Source organism: Roseateles sp. P5_E1 (assembly GCF_054049335.1).
Window position 1 is genome coordinate 107,654 of sequence record NZ_JBFUMN010000011.1, and the last position, 16,584, is coordinate 124,237.

A 16,584-nucleotide genomic window follows, 5' to 3' on the forward strand; every position below is an offset into this window, starting at 1 on the left:
CGCTCGATGAAGCTCACCTTGTCTGCCATCACCCTCGCAGCCGTTCTCGCCACCAGCGCCCAGGCCCAGGGCCTCAGCTATCCCGCCACGCGCAAGGTCGACCAGGTCGACGCCTATCACGACACGGCTGTCGCCGACCCCTACCGCTGGCTGGAGGACGACAACAGCGCCGAGACCAAGGCCTGGGTCGTCCAGCAGAACGAGGTCACCGACAAGTTCCTGGCCGCCATGCCGCAGCGCCTGCCGGCGCGCCGCATCTACACCGAGCTCTACAACTTCGAGCGCTTCGGCATCCCCTTCAGCGAAGGCGGCCGCTATTTCTGGACCCGCAACGACGGCCTGCAGCAGCAGAACGTCCTCTACACGGCCAAGTCGCTGGCCGACACGCCGGTCGTGGCGCTGGACCCCAACCTGCTGTCCAAGGACGGCACCGTGGCACTGAGCGGCGTCGTGCCCTCGCGCGACGGCAAGCTGCTGGCCTATGGCATCGCCGGTGCCGGCTCCGACTGGCAGACCTGGAAGGTGCGTGACCTCGCCACCGGCCAGGACCTCGCTGACACCATCGAATGGGTCAAGTTCAGCGGCGCCGCCTGGACGGCCGATGGCAAGGGCTTCTTCTACGCCCGCTATGACGCGCCCAAGGAAGGCGACAAGCTCAAGGGCGCCAACTACTTCCAGAAGCTCTATTACCACCGCCTCGGCACGGCCCAGAGCGAGGACCTGCTCGTCGCCGAGAACCGCGACGACAAGGAGTGGGGTTTTGGCACCGAGGTGTCGGACGACGGCCAACTGCTGGTCATCAGCGTCTGGAAGAGCGCCGGCAGTAAGAACGGCCTGATGGTGCTGCCCCTGCCCAAGGGGGCTTTTGCCGGCGGCAAGCCCCAGCCCATCACGCTGGACTTCGACGCCCAGTACACCCCTGTCGCCGCCGTCAACGGCAAGCTGATCGTCAAGACCGACAAGGGCGCCCCGCGCGGCAAGCTCGTCGCTGTCGACCTGAAGAACCCGGCGCAGGCCAATTGGAAGACGCTGGTGCCCGAGGGCCCGGATGCGATGACGGCAGCCTCTGCCGTCGGCGGCCGTTTCCTGTTGAGCTATCTGCATGACGCTGCGACCCTCGTGCGCGTGCATGGCGCCGACGGCAAGCAGCTCAGCGAGGTCAAGCTGCCCGGCATCGGCACGGCTGGCGGCTTCGGCGGGCGCTGGAGCGACAAGGAAACCTTCTTCAGCTACACCAGCCTGACCACCCCGGCCGAGATCCATCGCTACGACGTCAGGACCGGCAAGATCAGCCTCTTCAAGCGTCCCAAGACGGCCTTCAACCCCGATGAGTTCGAGACCCGCCGCGAGTTCGTCACCAGCAAGGACGGCACCCGCTTCCCGATCTTCATCGCCGCCAGGAAGGGCCTGAAGTTCGACGGCAGCAACCCGACCCTGCTCTACGGCTATGGCGGCTTCGACATCTCCATCACCCCGGGCTATGGCGTGACGGCCGCGACCTGGATGAGGATGGGCGGCGTCTACGTCATTGCCTCCATCCGCGGCGGTGGCGAATACGGCTCGGCCTGGCACGAGGCCGGCACCAAGCTGAAGAAGCAGAACGTCTTCGACGACTTCATCGCCGCCGGCGAATGGTTGATCAGCCACAAGGTCGCCAGCCCCGCGACGCTGGCCATCAACGGTGGCAGCAACGGCGGCCTGCTGGTCGGCGCGGTCACCAACCAGCGCCCCGACCTGTTCGCGGTCGCCGTGCCGCAGGTCGGCGTGATGGACATGCTGCGCTACCAGAACTTCACCATCGGCTGGGCCTGGGCTACCGACTACGGCACCAGCGCCGACAGCCCGGAGATGTTCAACGCGCTGCGCGCCTACTCGCCGGTGCACACCATCAAGAGCGGCGCCAAGTACCCGGCCGTGCTGATCACGACCGGCGACCATGACGACCGCGTCGTGCCGGCCCATAGCTTCAAGTACGCCGCCACGCTGCAGGCCGCCGACACGGGTGCGGCTCCGAAGCTGATCCGCATCGAGGTCAACGCCGGCCACGGCGCGGGCAAGCCGACATCCAAGATCATCGAGGAGCGCAGCGACATCCTGGCTTTCATTGCCAACACGATGAAGTTGGAAGTCAAATAATGAGACCCCTCGTCCGGCCTCGCGCCGCTGAACGCGGGCGAGTCCAGCCGGTCCCCCGAGGTGACGGCGATGCTTGCGGCGTCGAGCCGCAAGCACATCGCCAGCGCGGGCCGGCTCGGGAGCGGCCCAGCGCTCGGCCCGCAGGGCGATGAGCAGTGCTGTGGTGATCCGTGACCTGGGCGTCGGCGATGTCGACGCTCTGCTTGATCTCTATCAGCATCTGAACGCCGGCGATGCGCCGCCTTCGCAAGAGGCGGTACACGCCGTGTTCGCACATCCGTGGCTGCGCCATTTCGGGCTTTTTGACGGTGAGACGCTCATCGCCAGCTGCAACCTCGCCGTCATCCCCAACCTGACGCGCGGCGGCAGCAGCTATGGCGTCATCGAGAACGTCGTCACCCATGCGGACCATCGCGGCCAGGGGCATGGCCAGGCCGTCGTCCGGCATGCGATTGATCAAGCCTGGGGCGCAGGTGCCTACAAGGTCGTGTTGACAACCAGCCGCAAGGACCCCGCCGTGTGGGCCTTCTACGAGCGCTGTGGCTTTGACAGCGGCGACAAGCGCGCCTTCGTCATACGCCGGTCCTAGAAGTTCACGGCCTTGGTCTTGAGGCCGCGAGCCACCAGCGTCGCGTTGATCAGCTGGGCCTGCTCCCGGCTCGGGAAAGGCCAGACCGTTGCGCGCCAGCCCTCGGGCGTCTGGATGACATCGGCCTGCAGCGCGTCGGGGTTGCCGTGCACGCCGACCAGGCCCGCCTTCATCTTCCCCAGCAGCGCCTCGGCCTCGGCCTTGCTGCCCGGCGGGCCGACGAGGGCGACGACGACCTTGTCCGATGACTGGGCCAGGCGAGCCAGGCGTGGGTCGACGGRCTCGGGCTTGCTGGCGGCAGGCTCGGGCTTGTCGACCGTCTTTTCGCCCGGCTTTTCCGCAGGCGCCTCGGCGGGCTTGTCCGAGCGCAGGATCGGCGGGCGCTTGATGCCGTCGGTGCGCTCCACGAGGCGGGGGCGAATATCGGGCGGTGGCGCGTCGCTTGCAGCCTCGCTGGCGGGCGCTTGAGCGGCCGAAGCGGCCGCAACGGCCGACTCTGGAGCGGAGGCGGGCGCAGAAGCGGCTGAGGCGGAGACAGGCAGGGCCGGCGCTGATGCCGCCGACGCTGCCGTCGGGGGCGGCGCAGCGGCCGGCTCGGCCGCGCGTTGGGGCCACAGCATCCAGGCACCCGCGGCGATCAGGACCGCCAGGACGGCACCCGCTGCGCCCAGGCGGATCGGGTCCCACAGCCGGCGGCCAATGATTTCCGAAGGGATGCCGCGGCCGGCCAGCACGCGGGTGCGGGCGCTGCCCACATCGACGCCCGCCGTCATCACATAGAGCTCGAAAGGCCAGCCGCTGTGGGAGCTGGCCAGGGTCTCGTCGATGACGATGACGCGCCAGGGCCGGCTGTCGGGGGTGGCCGGCGGCTCGGCAAAGCCATGGGCCAGCGCAAAGCGCTCGACCTGGGCCGGGCTCAGGCCGGGCAGGAATTTCTCGCTGAAGGCGCGCCACTGCGTGCGCGGGCGCCGGGCGATCAGGCGCGGCAGATGCGTCAGGCGCTGCTTCCATGCCGCCCAGCGTGACAGAGGGGGCGAGCCATGCAATGCGTCGAAGGCGCTGACCACATCGGTCAGCACGGGCTCGACCAGGCCGCCCGCCTCGGCGGAGGCGCGCACAAAGGGCAGGGCCACCACGCCCACGGTGTGCACATCGCCCACGGCGATGCGCCGCGCAAGCGGGTGGCGGTTGTGCCAGTCAACGATCTGTTCGGCCAGGCGCTCCATGACTACTTGATCTTCCCCGACGAGCCCATCCGTCGGTGATGGAAACAAGCCCCCGAATTCARGCCAGTTGCTTCAGCAGCCAGGCGTTCAGGTCTTCAATCTCCTCCATGCAGACCGAGTGCGGCATCGGGTAGTCATGCCATTCGACCTCATGGCCCAGAGTTCGCAGAGCGTCGCGGCTGGCCGTGCCGCGGGCGGGCACGACGATGGTGTCCTGGCTGCCATGGCCCATGAAGATGGGCAGGTCGGCGTTCGCCGCCGAGCGCTCGGTGGCCGTCGTCGCAGCCAGCGGCAGATAACCCGACAAGCCGACGGCGCCGCCCAGGCGCTCGGGGTAGCGCAGCGCCGTCATCAGCGCCATTGCGCAGCCCTGCGAGAAGCCGACGAGGACGATGCGGTTCGCTGCCACGCCGCGTTGGCGCTCGCTGTCTATGAGTTCGGCAATCTGCCGCTGCGACTCGCGCAGGCCGGCCTCGTCCTCGCGCTTGACGAGGTCGGCGCCGAGGATGTCGTACCAGGCCCGCATCACATAGCCGCCATTGATGGTCACCGGCCGCTCGGGGGCATGCGGGAACACGAAGCGCACGGCGCCGAGACTTTTCAGGTCCAGCTCGCCGCAGATGGGCACGAAGTCATGGCCGTCGGCCCCCAGGCCGTGCAGCACGATCAGCGTCGTGCCGGGATTGGGGCCGGTCTCGATGACATGGGTTTCAAGCATGGGGGTTCCAGTTCTCGATGCGAAGTTCAAAGCGTTTGTCGCCGTAGACGTCCAGGCCTTCGTCGGTCGGCGTCCAGCCGGCTCGACGGTAGAAGGCCTCGGCGCGCGAATCGGGCTGGGTGCCCAGGTCCAGGCGCCCGTGGCCCTGGGCGAACAGCCAGTTCACCATCACGTCGTGCAACTGACGGCCGTAGCCCTGCCCATGCAACGCCGGGTCCACGAACATTGCCCAGATGTGGCCGTCGCGGGCGTCGCCGATGGCAAAGCCCGCAATGCGCCCGGGCTCCAGTTCGACAACCCAGCCACGGCCGAAATCTTCCAGATAGACATGCAGTTCGGCATCCGAGATGCGGCCCGGTGTCAGGGTGTTCTCGGTGACGGCATAGCGCACGCGCCAGATCTCGGCAGTGTCGTCGCGCGTGGCGATTCGAAGTGTCATGGCGTCATTGTCGCGACAGCGGGCGCTGCCCTTGCCGTTCATGATCACGTTCATGGGAAGCCTTTATCTCGTCCGCCACGGTCAGGCCAGCTTTGGTGCGGCCGACTATGACCAGCTCAGCGCCAAGGGCCATGAGCAATGCCGCCATCTCGGCGCTTACTGGCGCGAACGCGGCCAGCGCTTCGATGCCGTGTTCACCGGCACGCTGCGGCGGCACAAGCAGTCGCTGGCGGGCATCGTCGAGGGCTACGGTGAGGATCTGCCCGCCGTCGCACTGCCGGGGCTGAACGAGTACGACAGCGAGGCCGTCGTGCGCGCCATCCACCCCGGCCCCATCGATGCCCCGACGACCCCCGAGGCCGTCAAGCACCACTTCCGGCTGCTTCGCCAGGGCCTGCTGGCCTGGATGAGCGGCGAGACGGCACCGGTGGGCATGCCGGCGCCCGCGGATTTCGCCGCCGGCGTGGCCGATGCGCTGGCACGCGTGCTGGCTTTGGGTGTGGGCAAACAGGTGCTCATCGTCTCCAGCGGTGGGCCTATCGCCACGGCCGTGGCCCAGGTGCTGTCCACGCCGCCCGAGACTTTTGTGGAACTCAACCTGCGCATCCGCAACTCGGCTGTCACCGAGTTCGCCTTCAACCCGAAGCGCCACCACCTCGTCACGTTCAACACGCTGCCGCATCTGGACACGGCCGAGACGCGGGCGCACATCACGCACGCCTGAAGCCAAAGCTGGCTTTGTTTGCCTTCGCGGGCAAGTCCGGCGCGTGGCATGACGCCCGCGCCGGAGTTTGCGATCAGCCGCGGCTGCGGCGGCGTGCGGCGGCCAGGCCGGCCAGAGCCAGCGCGGACAGCGCCAGGGAGGCCGGCTCGGGCAGTTGGCCCGGGGCTTGCGCGTTGCTGGTCAGCGTCTGGCCCAGCAGGTCACCGGTATTGACGAAGGCGGCCGGCTTGTTGCGCGTTTCCTCCTGCCAGACGGTGAAGCTCGCCTTCAGCAGCGGCGCGGTGGCATTGCTGATGTCGACGCCATTGCCGAGCAGATCGATCGTGAAAAGCAGGTCGTTGGTCAACTGCAGGTCGGGCGTGGCGTCCATGCAGATGGCGTCGGAGTTGGCATTGCTGTTGCAGCCGTTGCCCGTCAGTTCGCCATGCGCATAGGTCCACAGCACGTTGTTGCCAGGTGCCGGGGACACGTTCACATTCACGCCGGTCACGACGCTCAGGTCACCGAGACCCTTGAAGCCCAGATAGCCCAGGTGGGTGGCCGGGGCCCAGTTGCCGGTGGCGTCCAGCGCGTTCTGGATGCGCAGCGTGAAAGTGTCGGCATCGACGCCGTGGTACGTGAAGCTCACGCCCTGCGTCGAGTACACGAAATCGGCGTGTGCGGATGCTGCCAATGCGGTCAGCGCCGCGGCGGCCAGCAGGCGAATGGACTTGGACATGAACGGAACCCCCTGTGGAAAAGCTGTCTTGAGCACTTCAAACTAGGGGGTTAATGTAGGAAAGGTGGCCCGCCCGCACACCCTCCCGTTGCGGGGGGCGCGGGCCGCAAAGCGTGCGGAATGGGTGTTTGGACCCGTCGCCCCCCTGGACGCGGGGAGAATCGGCCCCGATGTTCACCAGCCTGATCACCCCGCCGCCCGCCGCCAGCGCTTCTGCCCACGAACGTTTTATGCATCTCGTCCGCCTGGGCTTGGCCGGCGGGCGGTTCAGCAAGCTGCTGCTGTCCGGACCGGTGGGCGAGGACGAGGACGTCGAGCGCCTCACCGTGCGGCTGGTCGAGTTGCGCGGTGAGCCGGCCTTGAGCTTTCTCTGGCGCCACCGTACCAAGGACGTCACCAAGAACCACGCCCCCGAGGCGGGCTTGGCCGAGATCGCCACGCTGCTGGGCGCACGCTTTCGCAATGCCCATCTGCACACGGCGACCGAAGAGGTGCAGTTCGCCGTCAGCCGCAAGGGCCGCGAAACGCTGCGGGTGACGCGCGTCGATGGGTCTGAGGCGGTTGCTCCCGCCGCCCACGACAAGGCCAAGCAGCGCCCGCTGGACATGGTCAATCCCGTGTGGTCGGCGCTGGGGCTGACCCACCTTGTCAAGGGCGAGCCGGCGCTGGTGCCGGCGATGGCGCGCAAGTGGAAGCAGATCAACCGCTTCGTCGAGATCCTGTCCTCGGCCGTCGACGAGGCCGAGCTGCAAGGCCCCGTGCGGGTGGCCGACTTCGGTTCTGGCAAGGGCTACCTGACCTTCGCCGTGCATGACTGGCTGCAGTCCCACGGCCTCAGCCCCCGCGTGACGGGCATCGAGCTGCGTGACGACATGGTCAAGTTGTGCGGTGCCATCATCGACAACGAGGGCCTGACCGGCCTGCGTTTCGACCAGGGCGACGTGAGAACGCAGGCCGTGCAACCGCTGGACGTGATGATTGCCCTGCACGCCTGCGACATCGCCACCGACCACGCCCTGCACGTCGGCCTGCAGTCCGGCGCCAAAGTCATCATGAGCTCGCCCTGCTGCCACAAGGAGCTGCGCCCGCAGATGACGCTGCCAGCCGTGCTGCGGCCCATGCTGCAGCACGGCATCCACCTCGGCCAAGAGGCCGAGATGGTGACCGACTCGCTGCGCGCCCTGCTGCTGGAGAGCCAGGGCTACCGCACCCAGGTCTTCGAGTTCATCGCGCTGGAGCACACCAGCAAGAACAAGATGATCCTGGCCGTGAAGGCGCAGGGCCTGGCCGCCGAGGCATTGGCCGCGCGCCGGCCGGAGCTGCTGGCGCAGATTGCCGATATCAAGCGCTTTTATGGGCTGCGGGAGCAGCGGCTGGAGCAGTTGCTGGCGGAGTGATGAATCGGCCGGCGCAATCCGGCGGTGCGGCCTCAGCCTCTTAGCTCGCCTTGCCAAATCGCGACTGCAGCAGGGCCTCCGCCCTCTGCAGGCCCTCTTCCGTGAAGGCGATGGACTTCGCGTTGCCGACCGGGTCGCTGATCAACCCCTTCTCGTGCAGCCGGCCCATCGCATCCCAGTCGAAGGACTTCCACGCCCGATGGCCGTCATGCAGGCCCAGTAGCAACAAGGCCAGCACGGCGTCGTCGATCCGTTCGGTGTCCAGGTTCATGAAGCCTCCTGTCGAGCCATGGCCAGTGCGTCCAGTGGCGAGCGCACGGCACCGCCGCCGAGCTTGAGCACATGGGTGTAGATCATCGTGGTGGCCACGTCGGAGTGGCCGAGGAGTTCCTGCACGGTGCGGATGTCGCTGCCGGCTTGCAGCAGGTGGGTGGCAAACCGAAGGTTCAGTGAAGACTGACTTGTACCCAAGTCATGTCGTAGCTAAAACAATGGCGCAGCGTGTGAGGCGTGGCGGGCTTGGCGACGCCGGCGGCCTGGACGGCCCGTTTGAATGCACGCTGGAAGGTCTCGTGATAGAGGTGGTGCCGGCGGAGCACGCCGGTGCGCGGGTCCGTGGCGTGATGGTCTTGCGGGAAGACCCAGAACCAGCCCCAGCTCGCACCCGCCCTGGGGTATTTGCGGGCGAGCGCGCCGGGCATCTGCACGCCAGCGCAGTCCGCCTCGACGTCCTCTGCCCAGGTCTGGCGGCTGACACCCAACTGTGCGCGCAGCGGTGCCACCAGGGACTGCGGCAGCATGACCACCCTGTCCTTGTCGCCCTTGCCCTGGCGAACGTAGATGGCGCGCTGCGCGAAGTCGATGTCCTTCACGCGCAACTGCAAGCCCTCCGTGATGCGCATGCCGGTGCCGTACAGCAACTGCGCCAACAGCAGATGCACGCCCTGCAACTGCCCCAGGACCGAGGCCAACTCGTCTGGGTGAAGCACCACGGGAAGGCGCCGCTTGGGCACCGGGCGGCCGATGTTCTGCATCCAGGGCAAGGCCTGACCCAGCACCTTGCCATACAGAAAGAGCAGAGCCGAAAGCGCCTGGCGATGGCTGGAGGCCGGCAGGCCGCGATCGGCCGCGAGATGGGTCAGGAAGGCCTCGACCTCCGGGCCAGCCATGTCCTTGGGGTGCCGACGGTCATGAAAGCGGATGAAGGCCCGGCACCAGTGAACGTAGGCATCCTCGGTACGCGGGCTGTAGTGAAGGGTGCGAATGCGCTCGCGAAGCTGGTCCAGCAACCGCGTGGCGCGCAACGGCGGCAGATCCGGTGCCCTGTCATATCGACGCGGCGGTGAATGCTGACCGTGTTCGGCGCCGACGAGAGATGGCAACATGGCACGCGGCCAAGCGCCCCGGCGGGGCCTTTGTAACAAGTGCCGCTTTCGTCGGCAAATTTAGTGCTGTATGAAACAACAGTAAAATCGCCAGAAACCCCCGCTGGATCAAGCGCTTGCAGGGCCTGTCGCGGAGCCGGTTAGCGCGACGGTAGCGGTGGTAGGCGACACCTATCTGCAATTGATAACACGTTAGCCAGACATGAACCGTCGCGATCTCATGCTTCTCGCCGCAACATCGGCATTCGTTTCACAAGCTCGAGCGGGCGCGTGGGAGTCGGATAGCTTTAGCAACGATGATGCTATGGACTGGGCGAGTCAATGTGCTCGGTCCAAGGGTCCAAAGTTCATTTCGGTCGCGCTCAATGCGGCGCTAGCCGATGGATATCTTGAGGCTCCGGAGTGCTCGATGGCCGTTGCAGCAGCCGAGGTTGTCGCAGCATCAAAAGGCAGGCCGTCAAAATCTCTGCCCAAGGAACTGTCGGCTTGGCTGGAACAGCAACAGAAAGCCGAAATAGCAAAGCTCGCTCCCGTCGCGGCGAAGGCTGCGTTACGTGTTCTGAACGGCCCCAAGTCTGAGCTTCGGGAGCTGTGGCAAGAGAAGGAATTCCCCGCGTGGAGCGGCCACATGCAAAGCCTGATTGCGAGGCTGAAATGATGGCTCTCAAGAAACACCCACCAAATAGTTGATCTGCAAAGAGGTTTCAGGCGGTCTGGGCCACGGGCACGATCTGCATGCCGAGTTGCTGAGCCCGCTGCCGCAGGTTCCTGAGCACCCGCTCCCGGTAGCGCTCCTCGAAGTAGTCCTGACCCGCATCGGTGTACTCCTGGCCTTTGCTGAGCATCGCGTAGATCAACCGCGCCAGCTTGTGAGCCGCTGCCGTCACCGCCTTGCCCTTGTCCATGCGCGCGCACAGCCGCCGGTAGTACGCCCCCAACGCCGACTTGCTGGCCCTGAGCGCTGCCGCCGCCAGCCTCAGCGCCTGCGCTGCGCGGTTGGCCACCCGCTGGGTCTTGCCGCTCACCACCTTGCCGCCCGTGATCTTCGTGCCCGGGCACAAACCCAGCCACGACGCGAAGTGCTTGTCGCTGGCGAAGCGGCTCATGTCGGTGCCCACCTCGCTGACGACGACCAGCGCCGTGGTCACGTCCACGCCATCGATGCGCGTGAGGTCCACACCGCACATGCGGAACAACTGGCCACGCAGGTCGAACCTGGGGGCGTTGCGAGCGCGCCCGCGCTTCTTGCCCTTGGCCGGCTCGCCTTCACAGCGTTGCAGCGCCTGGAGCTGGGCTTGGATCTCGGCGTCGCACTCGGCGAGCTGCGTGCCGCAGAAGTCGAAGGCGGCCAGTGCCTGCTTCAGCGCGAACAGGTGCTCCGCCCGCCAATTGCCCAACAGGCTGGCGGCAATCTCGTCGGCGCTGGCGTGGATGCGCGTGTTCTTCAGCGCTGCCAGCCGTTGGCCGTCCCGCTCGCCCGCGACGATGGCGCGCAGGATCTTCTGGCCCGTCTCGCCCACCACGTCGGCGATGACGTTGGCGAGTTGGATGTTCATCTGCACCAGCGCCTTTTGCATGTGCTGCACGCAGCGCGCCTGGGTGCGCAACGTGGTGGCGCGCTGGCGCGTGAGCGCGCGCAGCACGCACACCGCGTCGGCCGGGCGGAAGGCCCCGCGCAGCAGCCCGAAGCTCATGAGCTGCTGCAGCCACTGGCAGTCCAGCACATCGCTCTTGCGGCCCGAGACGTTCTTGACGTGCCGGGCGTTGACCAGCAGCACCGTGAAGCCGCGCCGCTCCAGCAGCTCGAACAGGGGAATCCAGTACACGCCGGTGGATTCCATGGCCACCGTGTCCACGCCGCAGGCGTCGAGCCAGTCGGCCAGCCGCGCGAGCTCGGCGGTGAAGCTCTTGAACTCGCGCACAGGCTGGTCGTCGCGGTCGGGTGGGACGGCCACGAAGTGCGAGGCGCTGCCGATGTCGATGCCAGCAGCGTTGGGGTGGGTCAAGGACAGGGTGCTCTGCGAGCGAGCCCGATTGCGCGAAGCCATGTTGTCCTCCAAGATGAGTGGTGGAACGTGGCACCGGATCGGGTGTGTCGTCTAGATCACTCTCTCAAACGGGATATCGCCGCGCGAGCCCAAGGCCCGCATGACGATTCACCAATGTCGATGACGCAGCCCATGACCACGCTAACCCGCGGGCAATGTGCACCATTGCTGCTTCGGTCTTCCCCGGCGCCACGTTCCACCGTGCCACGATGCAGCGCACTACGCCAGGTGTTTCTTCCGGACGATTTGCGGGCGAGGCGGGCCGATTACTCCGCTAACCCTGCGCTGCAGCGGACGGCTTCGCCGCCCGCTGACCTTTGACGTCAGGCCTCGCAGGAGACCGTGTGACCTACGAAAGTGAGAGCAAGTTCGAGGCGCATATCCGAAGCCTGATCCGGGAGCACGTTACGCGGCTGGACGAACGGGTCTACGCGCTACGAAACAAGAAGGCCGTCGACATCCTTATTTGCAAAGACTTTCCGCAGCCCGCACTGTTCTTCATTGAGGTCAAGTATCACAAGTCGAAGCATGGGCGGCTTGGGTTCGGCGGTAGCAAGGGCGGGGGCTTTCAGCCAGAGATCGTTGCCAGAGAACTGCCCTACTTCGAAACGAACCTCCGATGGGCACTCGCCAGCGAGGTCCACGAGCCAGAGAAGGTTCTTTTCGTCTCCTCTAAGGTCCTCAGGCGCTATCTGTCCGGAGGGAAGGTTGGTGAGAAGTTCAACAACATTCAGTCGAAGGTGTTCCGCGAGCAACCTTGGCTTTCCGAGCAGCAGTTCATCCAGGAGTTGCGGTTATGGCTCGGCATTGAAGTGGCACCCAGTGTGGCAGCGCGCAGCGATGCATAACCCTTCGATAGAGGGGTGTCCACAAGCGGGCTTCGCCCACTTGCGGCCGCCCCTCATGTCAAACGTCAGGCGTCACTCAAGCGGCATCGCGTACGTCTGACCATTCTTCGAAAGAACAGGAGACCCCAAATGGCCACATCGGTGCTCTTCATGTCTATGTCACTCGACGGATACATCGCTGGCCCGAACGACGAAGTGGGCAACCCCGGCGGCGACGGATTCGACCGGTTGCACGAGTGGTATGGGGACTTCTCCCGTCCCTCTGGGGCGGTCGGACAATTGTGGGACGACTGGAACTCACCTGGCGCGATTCTGGCGGGGCGGCGCACTGTGGAGCAGGTCGATCACTGGGGCGGTGACAACCACGGTGTCCCGATCATCGTGCCCAGCCACCGRCCGCCGGGCCCTTCGGTAGCGAACTATCCGTTGGTGACCTACGTGCCCGACGGCATCGAGCGCGCAATGGCGCAGGCAAAGGCCGCCGCCGGGGATCGCATCGTGCTGATGCTTGGCGCGTACACGGCGCAACGGGCGCTCGAGGCTGGTGTGCTGGACGAGTTGCAGATCCACCAGATCCCGGTCCTGCTCGGTGGTGGCCGCCGGTTATTCGAGATGTTGCCTTCGCGCGTCGAGTTGGAGATTGTCCGGGTGATCGACACCCCGGAAGCCACCCACATCCGCTACCGCGTTCGTCGCTGAGTGGGGTGACGCCTAACCACGTGCCGCCCATGAGTTCAGCGCCCGCCATCGAATACAAGCTCTCGCCACCCCTGGGTGACTTGGAACTGAACGAGTTGTTTTCCGCATCTTGGGCGAACCATTGCCCTGCGACATTTCAACCCGTCTTGCGCTCCAGCATGGCTTACGTCTGCGCGTACCGGGGGGCCGAACTTGTCGGCTACGTCAACGTCGCCTGGGACGGCAAGACGCATGCGTTTGTCCTGGACCCCACGGTTCATCCCAGTTGCCGGCGGCACGGTATCGGAACGGCGTTGGTTCTTGCCGCGCTGGAGCAAGCCAGGGCGCGCGGGGTCACTTGGGTGCACGTCGACTTCGAGCCTGACCTGCGGGAGTTCTACAGCCGTTGTGGCTTTCGCCTGTCCGAGGCAGGTGTCTACAACGTCGCGGCCGAGGCGTGACAGTCAAAGGGCGTCCCGCAGGCGGGCCGCGGGCCGCGGGCCGAGGGCAGCGACTTGGATCACGTCAACGCGCGCGGCGGCGCCGGGCCAGCATGGCCAGGCAGGCCAGGCCGGCCAGGATCAGGGCCCCGCTGCCCGGCTCGGGCACCGGCACGGCCGAGGTGAGGAAGTGGCCGTCGGTGGCCAGGCCGTTGGCGGCCGTGAAGCCGTAGAACACCGGCGTGCCGACGAGGCCCAGCTGGTCGAAGCTGACCTGGGCGCTGACCGTGTAGATGCCGAGGTTCAAGTGCTCGATGGTGCCGGTCAGCATGCCGGCGTTGTCGTTCAGCCCCGAGGGGGTGTACTGCACCGAGGCATACCACTGGAAGTCAGGGTCGCGGATGGTGTCGCCCAGGCCGGTTTCGGTAGCAGCCAGCGGCGCCACTGAGCCGCCGGACAGGATCTGCAGGCTGGGCGACACCGGTTCGCCGTTGAAGTGGAAGGTGTCGATGGCAAAGGCCACGCTGGCCGGACTCAGGCCGTCATAGCCGAGGCCCGAGCCTGCGCCGCCGACGCCGGCCGTGTCGCTCAGCGTGAAGGTGAGGCCATCGCCGCGCAGGCCCTGGCTGACGGGGATGAAGAAGTGGAAGTCGAAAGCGAAGGCCTGGTTGAAGTCCAGCGTGAGGGCATTCGGCGCGAAGCCGGCGCCGCCCTGGCCGCCGACACCTGGTGCCGTCAGCATCAGGTCGCTGTAGGTGAAGCCGTTGCCCGGCGTCGTGTTGGACGCCGTCGCGCTGCCGTACAGCGACCAGCTGGTGAAGTCGGTGAATCCGGTTGCAAGGCTCACGCCCTGCTGGGCATGGGCGCCAAGGCTGGCGGCAAGGGTCAGGGGCAGCAGCAGTCGGGCAAGCTTCATGGTGGGGTCTCCGATCAGGTTGTGCGCCAGTCTGGAGAGCGACCGTTAGGCAATCGTTAGCCGATGGAGCCATCTCACCCCCTCAAGCCCGGGGTCTGTGAACTAGCATCCGCGCCCATGGCTCTCGCCCACACCAAGACCCGTGCGCCGCGCCCGCGTGCCGGCCTGCTGCTGCCACGCCCGGCCCTGCTGGCCGACGTGCAGCGCGCGCTGGATGCTCACCGCGTGCTGTTGATCTGCGCGCCTGCCGGCTATGGCAAGACGTCGTTGCTGACCCAGGCCCTGGCCGATGCGGGCGCCGACACGGCCATTGCCTGGGTGGCCCTGGACGAAGGCGACGACCTCGGCCGCCTGCTGGACTGCCTGTTCGCCGCCTTCGAGCCTTATGACCCGCCCTGGCGCACGGCGCCCGAGGGCCTGCGAGACGCGGCGCTGCGCGGCGCCACCGAGATCGTCACCGTGGCCGATGCGATGCTGAATGCGCTGGAGGCCTGCGAGGTCGAGCATGGCCTGATCGTGCTGGACGACGCCCACCATCTCGTCGACCCGGCTGCGTTGCAGTTCCTGGACCGCTGGCTGGCCCGCATGGGCGAGCGCTGGCGCCTGGTACTGGCCGCCCGCCACGAACCCGCGCTGCGCCTGGCGCGGCTGCGGGCCGCCGGCGAGCTGGCTGACCTCGGCCCCGTCGAGCTGGCGCTGGCGCGCGGCGAGGTCGAGCAACTGGCCCAGGCAGCGGGCCTGGACGAAACCGCTGCGGCGGGGCTCTACGAGCGCTGCCAGGGCTGGCCCGCCGGCCTGCGCCTGGCTTTGGGCGCGGGACAACAGCGCCTGCCCGCAGCCATCGACCGCGCCACCTTCGACTACCTCGCCGCCGAAGTGCTGGACCGCCTCGAACCCGGCCTGCGCGGCTTCCTGCTGCGCACCAGCGTGCTGCACGAACTGGACGCCGCGCGCTGCCAGGCGCTGGGCGAGGACGCCCACGCAGCCGGCTGGCTGGCCGATATGGAGCGCCTCTCGCTCTTCGTGACCGTCGTCGACCTGGCGCCCCACACGCTGCGCCTGCACCAGCTCTTGCGCGACATGCTGCAACAGCGCCTGCGCCAGGAGCAGCCCGAGGTCTACCGCCAGCAGCTGGAGCGCGCCGCGATGCTGGAGACGGACGCGGTGCGCCGGCAGAGCCTGTTGCTGGCCGCGGGCCGCCCCGAGCGTGCAGCCGAGCTGCTGCTGGCAGACGGCGCCTTGCTGATGAACCAGCTCGGCGCCCAGGGCCTGCTGGACCTGACCCGGCGCTTCGACCCTGCCTTTGCCGAGTCCAGCCCGGAACTGCACCGCGTCAAGGCGCTGGCGCTGTGGGTGCTGTGGGAGGCCCAGCAGGCCGAATGGCATCAGAGCCGCGCCGAGGCGCTGTTCGACGCGCGCGGCGACCAGGCCGGTCTGCTCGCCGCGCGCGGCCATCGCAGCATCCTGCTGATCGCGCAGGGCCGCCTCCAGGAGGCTGAAGCCCTGCTGCGCGACCTCGACCCGTTTGCGCTGAGTGGCGAGCTGCGCCGCGTGACGCTGCTGGGCCGCACCTGGCATGCGATGGAAAGCTGCCGCTTCGACGCCGTTGCGCCGCTGTTCGACGCCCTTGTCACCGAGCTGCTGAACACGACCACGCTGGAGAGCTGGTACATCTGCTCGCCGTCGCCGCGCCAGATCAGCTGCGTCGGCATGTCGCCGGTGGCCGACCGCTGGTACCGTGGCGCGATGCAGGTGCTGGGCAACCGGTCGCTGCCCTTCGGCGTCAACGCGCACACGTCCCAGGCCTGGAACCTGTTCTGGCAGGGCCGCCTGGCCGAATCCCGGCAGATGCTGGCTCATGCCGAAGCCGATGCAGCCTGGTTGGGTCGCATCGTCATCGCGCGCAACCAGGGCCAGGCCCTGCATGCGATGTTCGACCTGATCGCCGGCCGCCATGACGAGGCCCTGGCCCTGATGCGGCTGCGCCTGGCCGAGCATGTGCCGGGCTATGGTGCCTGGGGCGCTTGGCATGCGACCTTTGCCATGTCGCGCATGGCGGCCGCCATCGGCAACCTTGAGGCGCTGGCCGAGGGCCTGGAGTGTCTGGTGCGCATCGGTGCGGACCTGCCCGACCTCGTCATGCCGCACCGGCCACGGCCGCTGCTGGGCCTGCAGGCCCAGCTCGCCGCGCTGCAGGGCCGGCGCGACGAAGCCATCGCCGCCTGGCGCGGTCTGCTGGCGGACGGCGAAGGCGGCGACCTGCTCGGCCAGCTGGCCGAGGCGCGCCTGCGTCTGGCCGCGCTGCTGCTGGAGGGCGGCGAC

The 16,584-nt window shown here is 67.3% G+C and carries 18 protein-coding genes; 9 read left to right on the plus strand and 9 right to left on the minus strand.

Annotated features, from left to right (window positions below; all coding sequences use genetic code 11):
- The first annotated feature begins 6 nt into the window (after positions 1–6).
- Both ACXJKJ_RS12630 and ACXJKJ_RS12635 read left to right on the plus strand, forming a co-directional pair.
- On the plus strand, positions 7–2,136 hold the full coding sequence (locus ACXJKJ_RS12630) for a prolyl oligopeptidase family serine peptidase (protein WP_457390334.1): 2,130 nt from the start codon (positions 7–9) through the stop codon (positions 2,134–2,136).
- A gap of 163 nt (positions 2,137–2,299) precedes the next feature.
- Positions 2,300–2,725 carry a GNAT family N-acetyltransferase gene (locus ACXJKJ_RS12635; RefSeq protein ID WP_235531819.1) on the plus strand — a complete coding sequence of 142 codons (426 nt, stop codon included), beginning with the start codon at positions 2,300–2,302 and terminating at the stop codon, positions 2,723–2,725.
- Here the strand turns inward: ACXJKJ_RS12635 and ACXJKJ_RS12640 are convergent.
- From ACXJKJ_RS12640 to ACXJKJ_RS12650, 3 genes are read right to left on the minus strand one after another with little or no spacing between them, the layout of a single operon-like run.
- Positions 2,722–3,951 (minus strand): hypothetical protein, encoded by a 1,230-nt coding sequence (locus ACXJKJ_RS12640; RefSeq protein ID WP_457390336.1) that lies wholly within the window; start codon positions 3,949–3,951, stop codon positions 2,722–2,724. The genes ACXJKJ_RS12635 and ACXJKJ_RS12640 overlap by 4 nt on opposite strands.
- Before the next feature lie 58 nt (positions 3,952–4,009).
- Positions 4,010–4,669: an alpha/beta hydrolase gene (locus ACXJKJ_RS12645; protein ID WP_457390337.1), complete on the minus strand. Its 660-nt coding sequence runs from the start codon at positions 4,667–4,669 to the stop codon at positions 4,010–4,012.
- Complete coding sequence (locus tag ACXJKJ_RS12650) at positions 4,662–5,108, minus strand: GNAT family N-acetyltransferase (protein ID WP_457390338.1); 447 nt, start codon at positions 5,106–5,108, stop codon at positions 4,662–4,664. The genes ACXJKJ_RS12645 and ACXJKJ_RS12650 overlap by 8 nt, the downstream gene beginning before the upstream one ends.
- 52 nt (positions 5,109–5,160) lie before the next feature.
- On the opposite strand from ACXJKJ_RS12650, the gene ACXJKJ_RS12655 reads away from it, so the two are divergent.
- Complete coding sequence (locus tag ACXJKJ_RS12655; protein WP_457390340.1) at positions 5,161–5,832, plus strand: histidine phosphatase family protein; 672 nt, start codon at positions 5,161–5,163, stop codon at positions 5,830–5,832.
- 73 nt (positions 5,833–5,905) lie between these two features.
- Here the strand turns inward: ACXJKJ_RS12655 and ACXJKJ_RS12660 are convergent, their stop codons facing one another.
- The gene (locus ACXJKJ_RS12660; RefSeq protein WP_457390341.1) at positions 5,906–6,550 is read right to left on the minus strand and encodes a PEP-CTERM sorting domain-containing protein; all 645 of its coding nucleotides are present in this window, start codon (positions 6,548–6,550) and stop codon (positions 5,906–5,908) included.
- Between the two features lie 170 nt (positions 6,551–6,720).
- Here ACXJKJ_RS12660 and ACXJKJ_RS12665 point away from each other — a divergent pair, with 170 nt between their 5' ends.
- Positions 6,721–7,947 carry a class I SAM-dependent methyltransferase gene (locus ACXJKJ_RS12665; protein ID WP_457390342.1) on the plus strand — a complete coding sequence of 409 codons (1,227 nt, stop codon included), beginning with the start codon at positions 6,721–6,723 and terminating at the stop codon, positions 7,945–7,947.
- 40 nt (positions 7,948–7,987) lie between these two features.
- Here the strand turns inward: ACXJKJ_RS12665 and ACXJKJ_RS12670 are convergent, their stop codons facing one another.
- From ACXJKJ_RS12670 to ACXJKJ_RS12680, 3 genes are read right to left on the minus strand one after another with little or no spacing between them, the layout of a single operon-like run.
- On the minus strand, positions 7,988–8,218 hold the full coding sequence (locus ACXJKJ_RS12670) for a DUF6429 family protein (RefSeq protein ID WP_457390343.1): 231 nt from the start codon (positions 8,216–8,218) through the stop codon (positions 7,988–7,990).
- A complete protein-coding gene (locus tag ACXJKJ_RS12675) occupies positions 8,215–8,418 on the minus strand; it encodes a tyrosine-type recombinase/integrase (protein ID WP_457351440.1) in 204 nt (67 codons plus the stop codon). The genes ACXJKJ_RS12670 and ACXJKJ_RS12675 overlap by 4 nt, the downstream gene beginning before the upstream one ends.
- A complete protein-coding gene (locus ACXJKJ_RS12680) occupies positions 8,394–9,332 on the minus strand; it encodes an integron integrase (protein ID WP_457390344.1) in 939 nt (312 codons plus the stop codon). The genes ACXJKJ_RS12675 and ACXJKJ_RS12680 overlap by 25 nt, the downstream gene beginning before the upstream one ends.
- A 202-nt stretch (positions 9,333–9,534) precedes the next feature.
- Between ACXJKJ_RS12680 and ACXJKJ_RS12685 the strand changes: the two genes are divergently transcribed.
- On the plus strand, positions 9,535–9,990 hold the full coding sequence (locus tag ACXJKJ_RS12685) for a DUF4259 domain-containing protein (RefSeq protein WP_457390345.1): 456 nt from the start codon (positions 9,535–9,537) through the stop codon (positions 9,988–9,990).
- Between the two features lie 46 nt (positions 9,991–10,036).
- Here the strand turns inward: ACXJKJ_RS12685 and ACXJKJ_RS12690 are convergent, their stop codons facing one another.
- Entirely contained in the window at positions 10,037–11,380 is a 1,344-nt protein-coding gene (locus ACXJKJ_RS12690) for an IS110 family RNA-guided transposase (protein ID WP_056192469.1), read from the minus strand.
- 344 nt (positions 11,381–11,724) lie between these two features.
- On the opposite strand from ACXJKJ_RS12690, the gene ACXJKJ_RS12695 reads away from it, so the two are divergent.
- The 3 genes from ACXJKJ_RS12695 to ACXJKJ_RS12705 all read left to right on the plus strand — a co-directional run bounded on the left by ACXJKJ_RS12695 (position 11,725) and on the right by ACXJKJ_RS12705 (position 13,367).
- Entirely contained in the window at positions 11,725–12,228 is a 504-nt protein-coding gene (locus ACXJKJ_RS12695) for a hypothetical protein (protein WP_457390346.1), read from the plus strand.
- Positions 12,229–12,357: 129 nt separating this feature from the next.
- Positions 12,358–12,927 carry a dihydrofolate reductase family protein gene (locus ACXJKJ_RS12700; protein WP_056192779.1) on the plus strand — a complete coding sequence of 190 codons (570 nt, stop codon included), beginning with the start codon at positions 12,358–12,360 and terminating at the stop codon, positions 12,925–12,927.
- Between the two features lie 29 nt (positions 12,928–12,956).
- Complete coding sequence (locus tag ACXJKJ_RS12705) at positions 12,957–13,367, plus strand: GNAT family N-acetyltransferase (RefSeq protein ID WP_056192776.1); 411 nt, start codon at positions 12,957–12,959, stop codon at positions 13,365–13,367.
- 64 nt (positions 13,368–13,431) lie between these two features.
- Here the strand turns inward: ACXJKJ_RS12705 and ACXJKJ_RS12710 are convergent, their stop codons facing one another.
- Positions 13,432–14,262, minus strand: a complete 831-nt coding sequence (locus ACXJKJ_RS12710; protein WP_457390347.1) for a PEP-CTERM sorting domain-containing protein — start codon at positions 14,260–14,262, stop codon at positions 13,432–13,434.
- Between the two features lie 117 nt (positions 14,263–14,379).
- On the opposite strand from ACXJKJ_RS12710, the gene ACXJKJ_RS12715 reads away from it, so the two are divergent.
- Positions 14,380–16,584 (plus strand): AAA family ATPase (locus tag ACXJKJ_RS12715; protein ID WP_457390348.1); only part of this gene is annotated, 2,205 nt, incomplete at its 3' end.

Coding starts and splice junctions, on each gene's coding strand:
- ACXJKJ_RS12665 (WP_457390342.1), top strand. CDS start 6,721: ATGTTCACCAGCCTGATCACCCCGCCGCCCGCCGCCAGCGCTTCTGCC.
- ACXJKJ_RS12690 (WP_056192469.1), bottom strand. CDS start 11,380: ATGGCTTCGCGCAATCGGGCTCGCTCGCAGAGCACCCTGTCCTTGACC.
- ACXJKJ_RS12630 (WP_457390334.1), top strand. CDS start 7: ATGAAGCTCACCTTGTCTGCCATCACCCTCGCAGCCGTTCTCGCCACC.
- ACXJKJ_RS12655 (WP_457390340.1), top strand. CDS start 5,161: ATGGGAAGCCTTTATCTCGTCCGCCACGGTCAGGCCAGCTTTGGTGCG.
- ACXJKJ_RS12685 (WP_457390345.1), top strand. CDS start 9,535: ATGAACCGTCGCGATCTCATGCTTCTCGCCGCAACATCGGCATTCGTT.
- ACXJKJ_RS12680 (WP_457390344.1), bottom strand. CDS start 9,332: ATGTTGCCATCTCTCGTCGGCGCCGAACACGGTCAGCATTCACCGCCG.
- ACXJKJ_RS12670 (WP_457390343.1), bottom strand. CDS start 8,218: ATGAACCTGGACACCGAACGGATCGACGACGCCGTGCTGGCCTTGTTG.
- ACXJKJ_RS12710 (WP_457390347.1), bottom strand. CDS start 14,262: ATGAAGCTTGCCCGACTGCTGCTGCCCCTGACCCTTGCCGCCAGCCTT.
- ACXJKJ_RS12660 (WP_457390341.1), bottom strand. CDS start 6,550: ATGTCCAAGTCCATTCGCCTGCTGGCCGCCGCGGCGCTGACCGCATTG.
- ACXJKJ_RS12650 (WP_457390338.1), bottom strand. CDS start 5,108: ATGACACTTCGAATCGCCACGCGCGACGACACTGCCGAGATCTGGCGC.
- ACXJKJ_RS12705 (WP_056192776.1), top strand. CDS start 12,957: ATGAGTTCAGCGCCCGCCATCGAATACAAGCTCTCGCCACCCCTGGGT.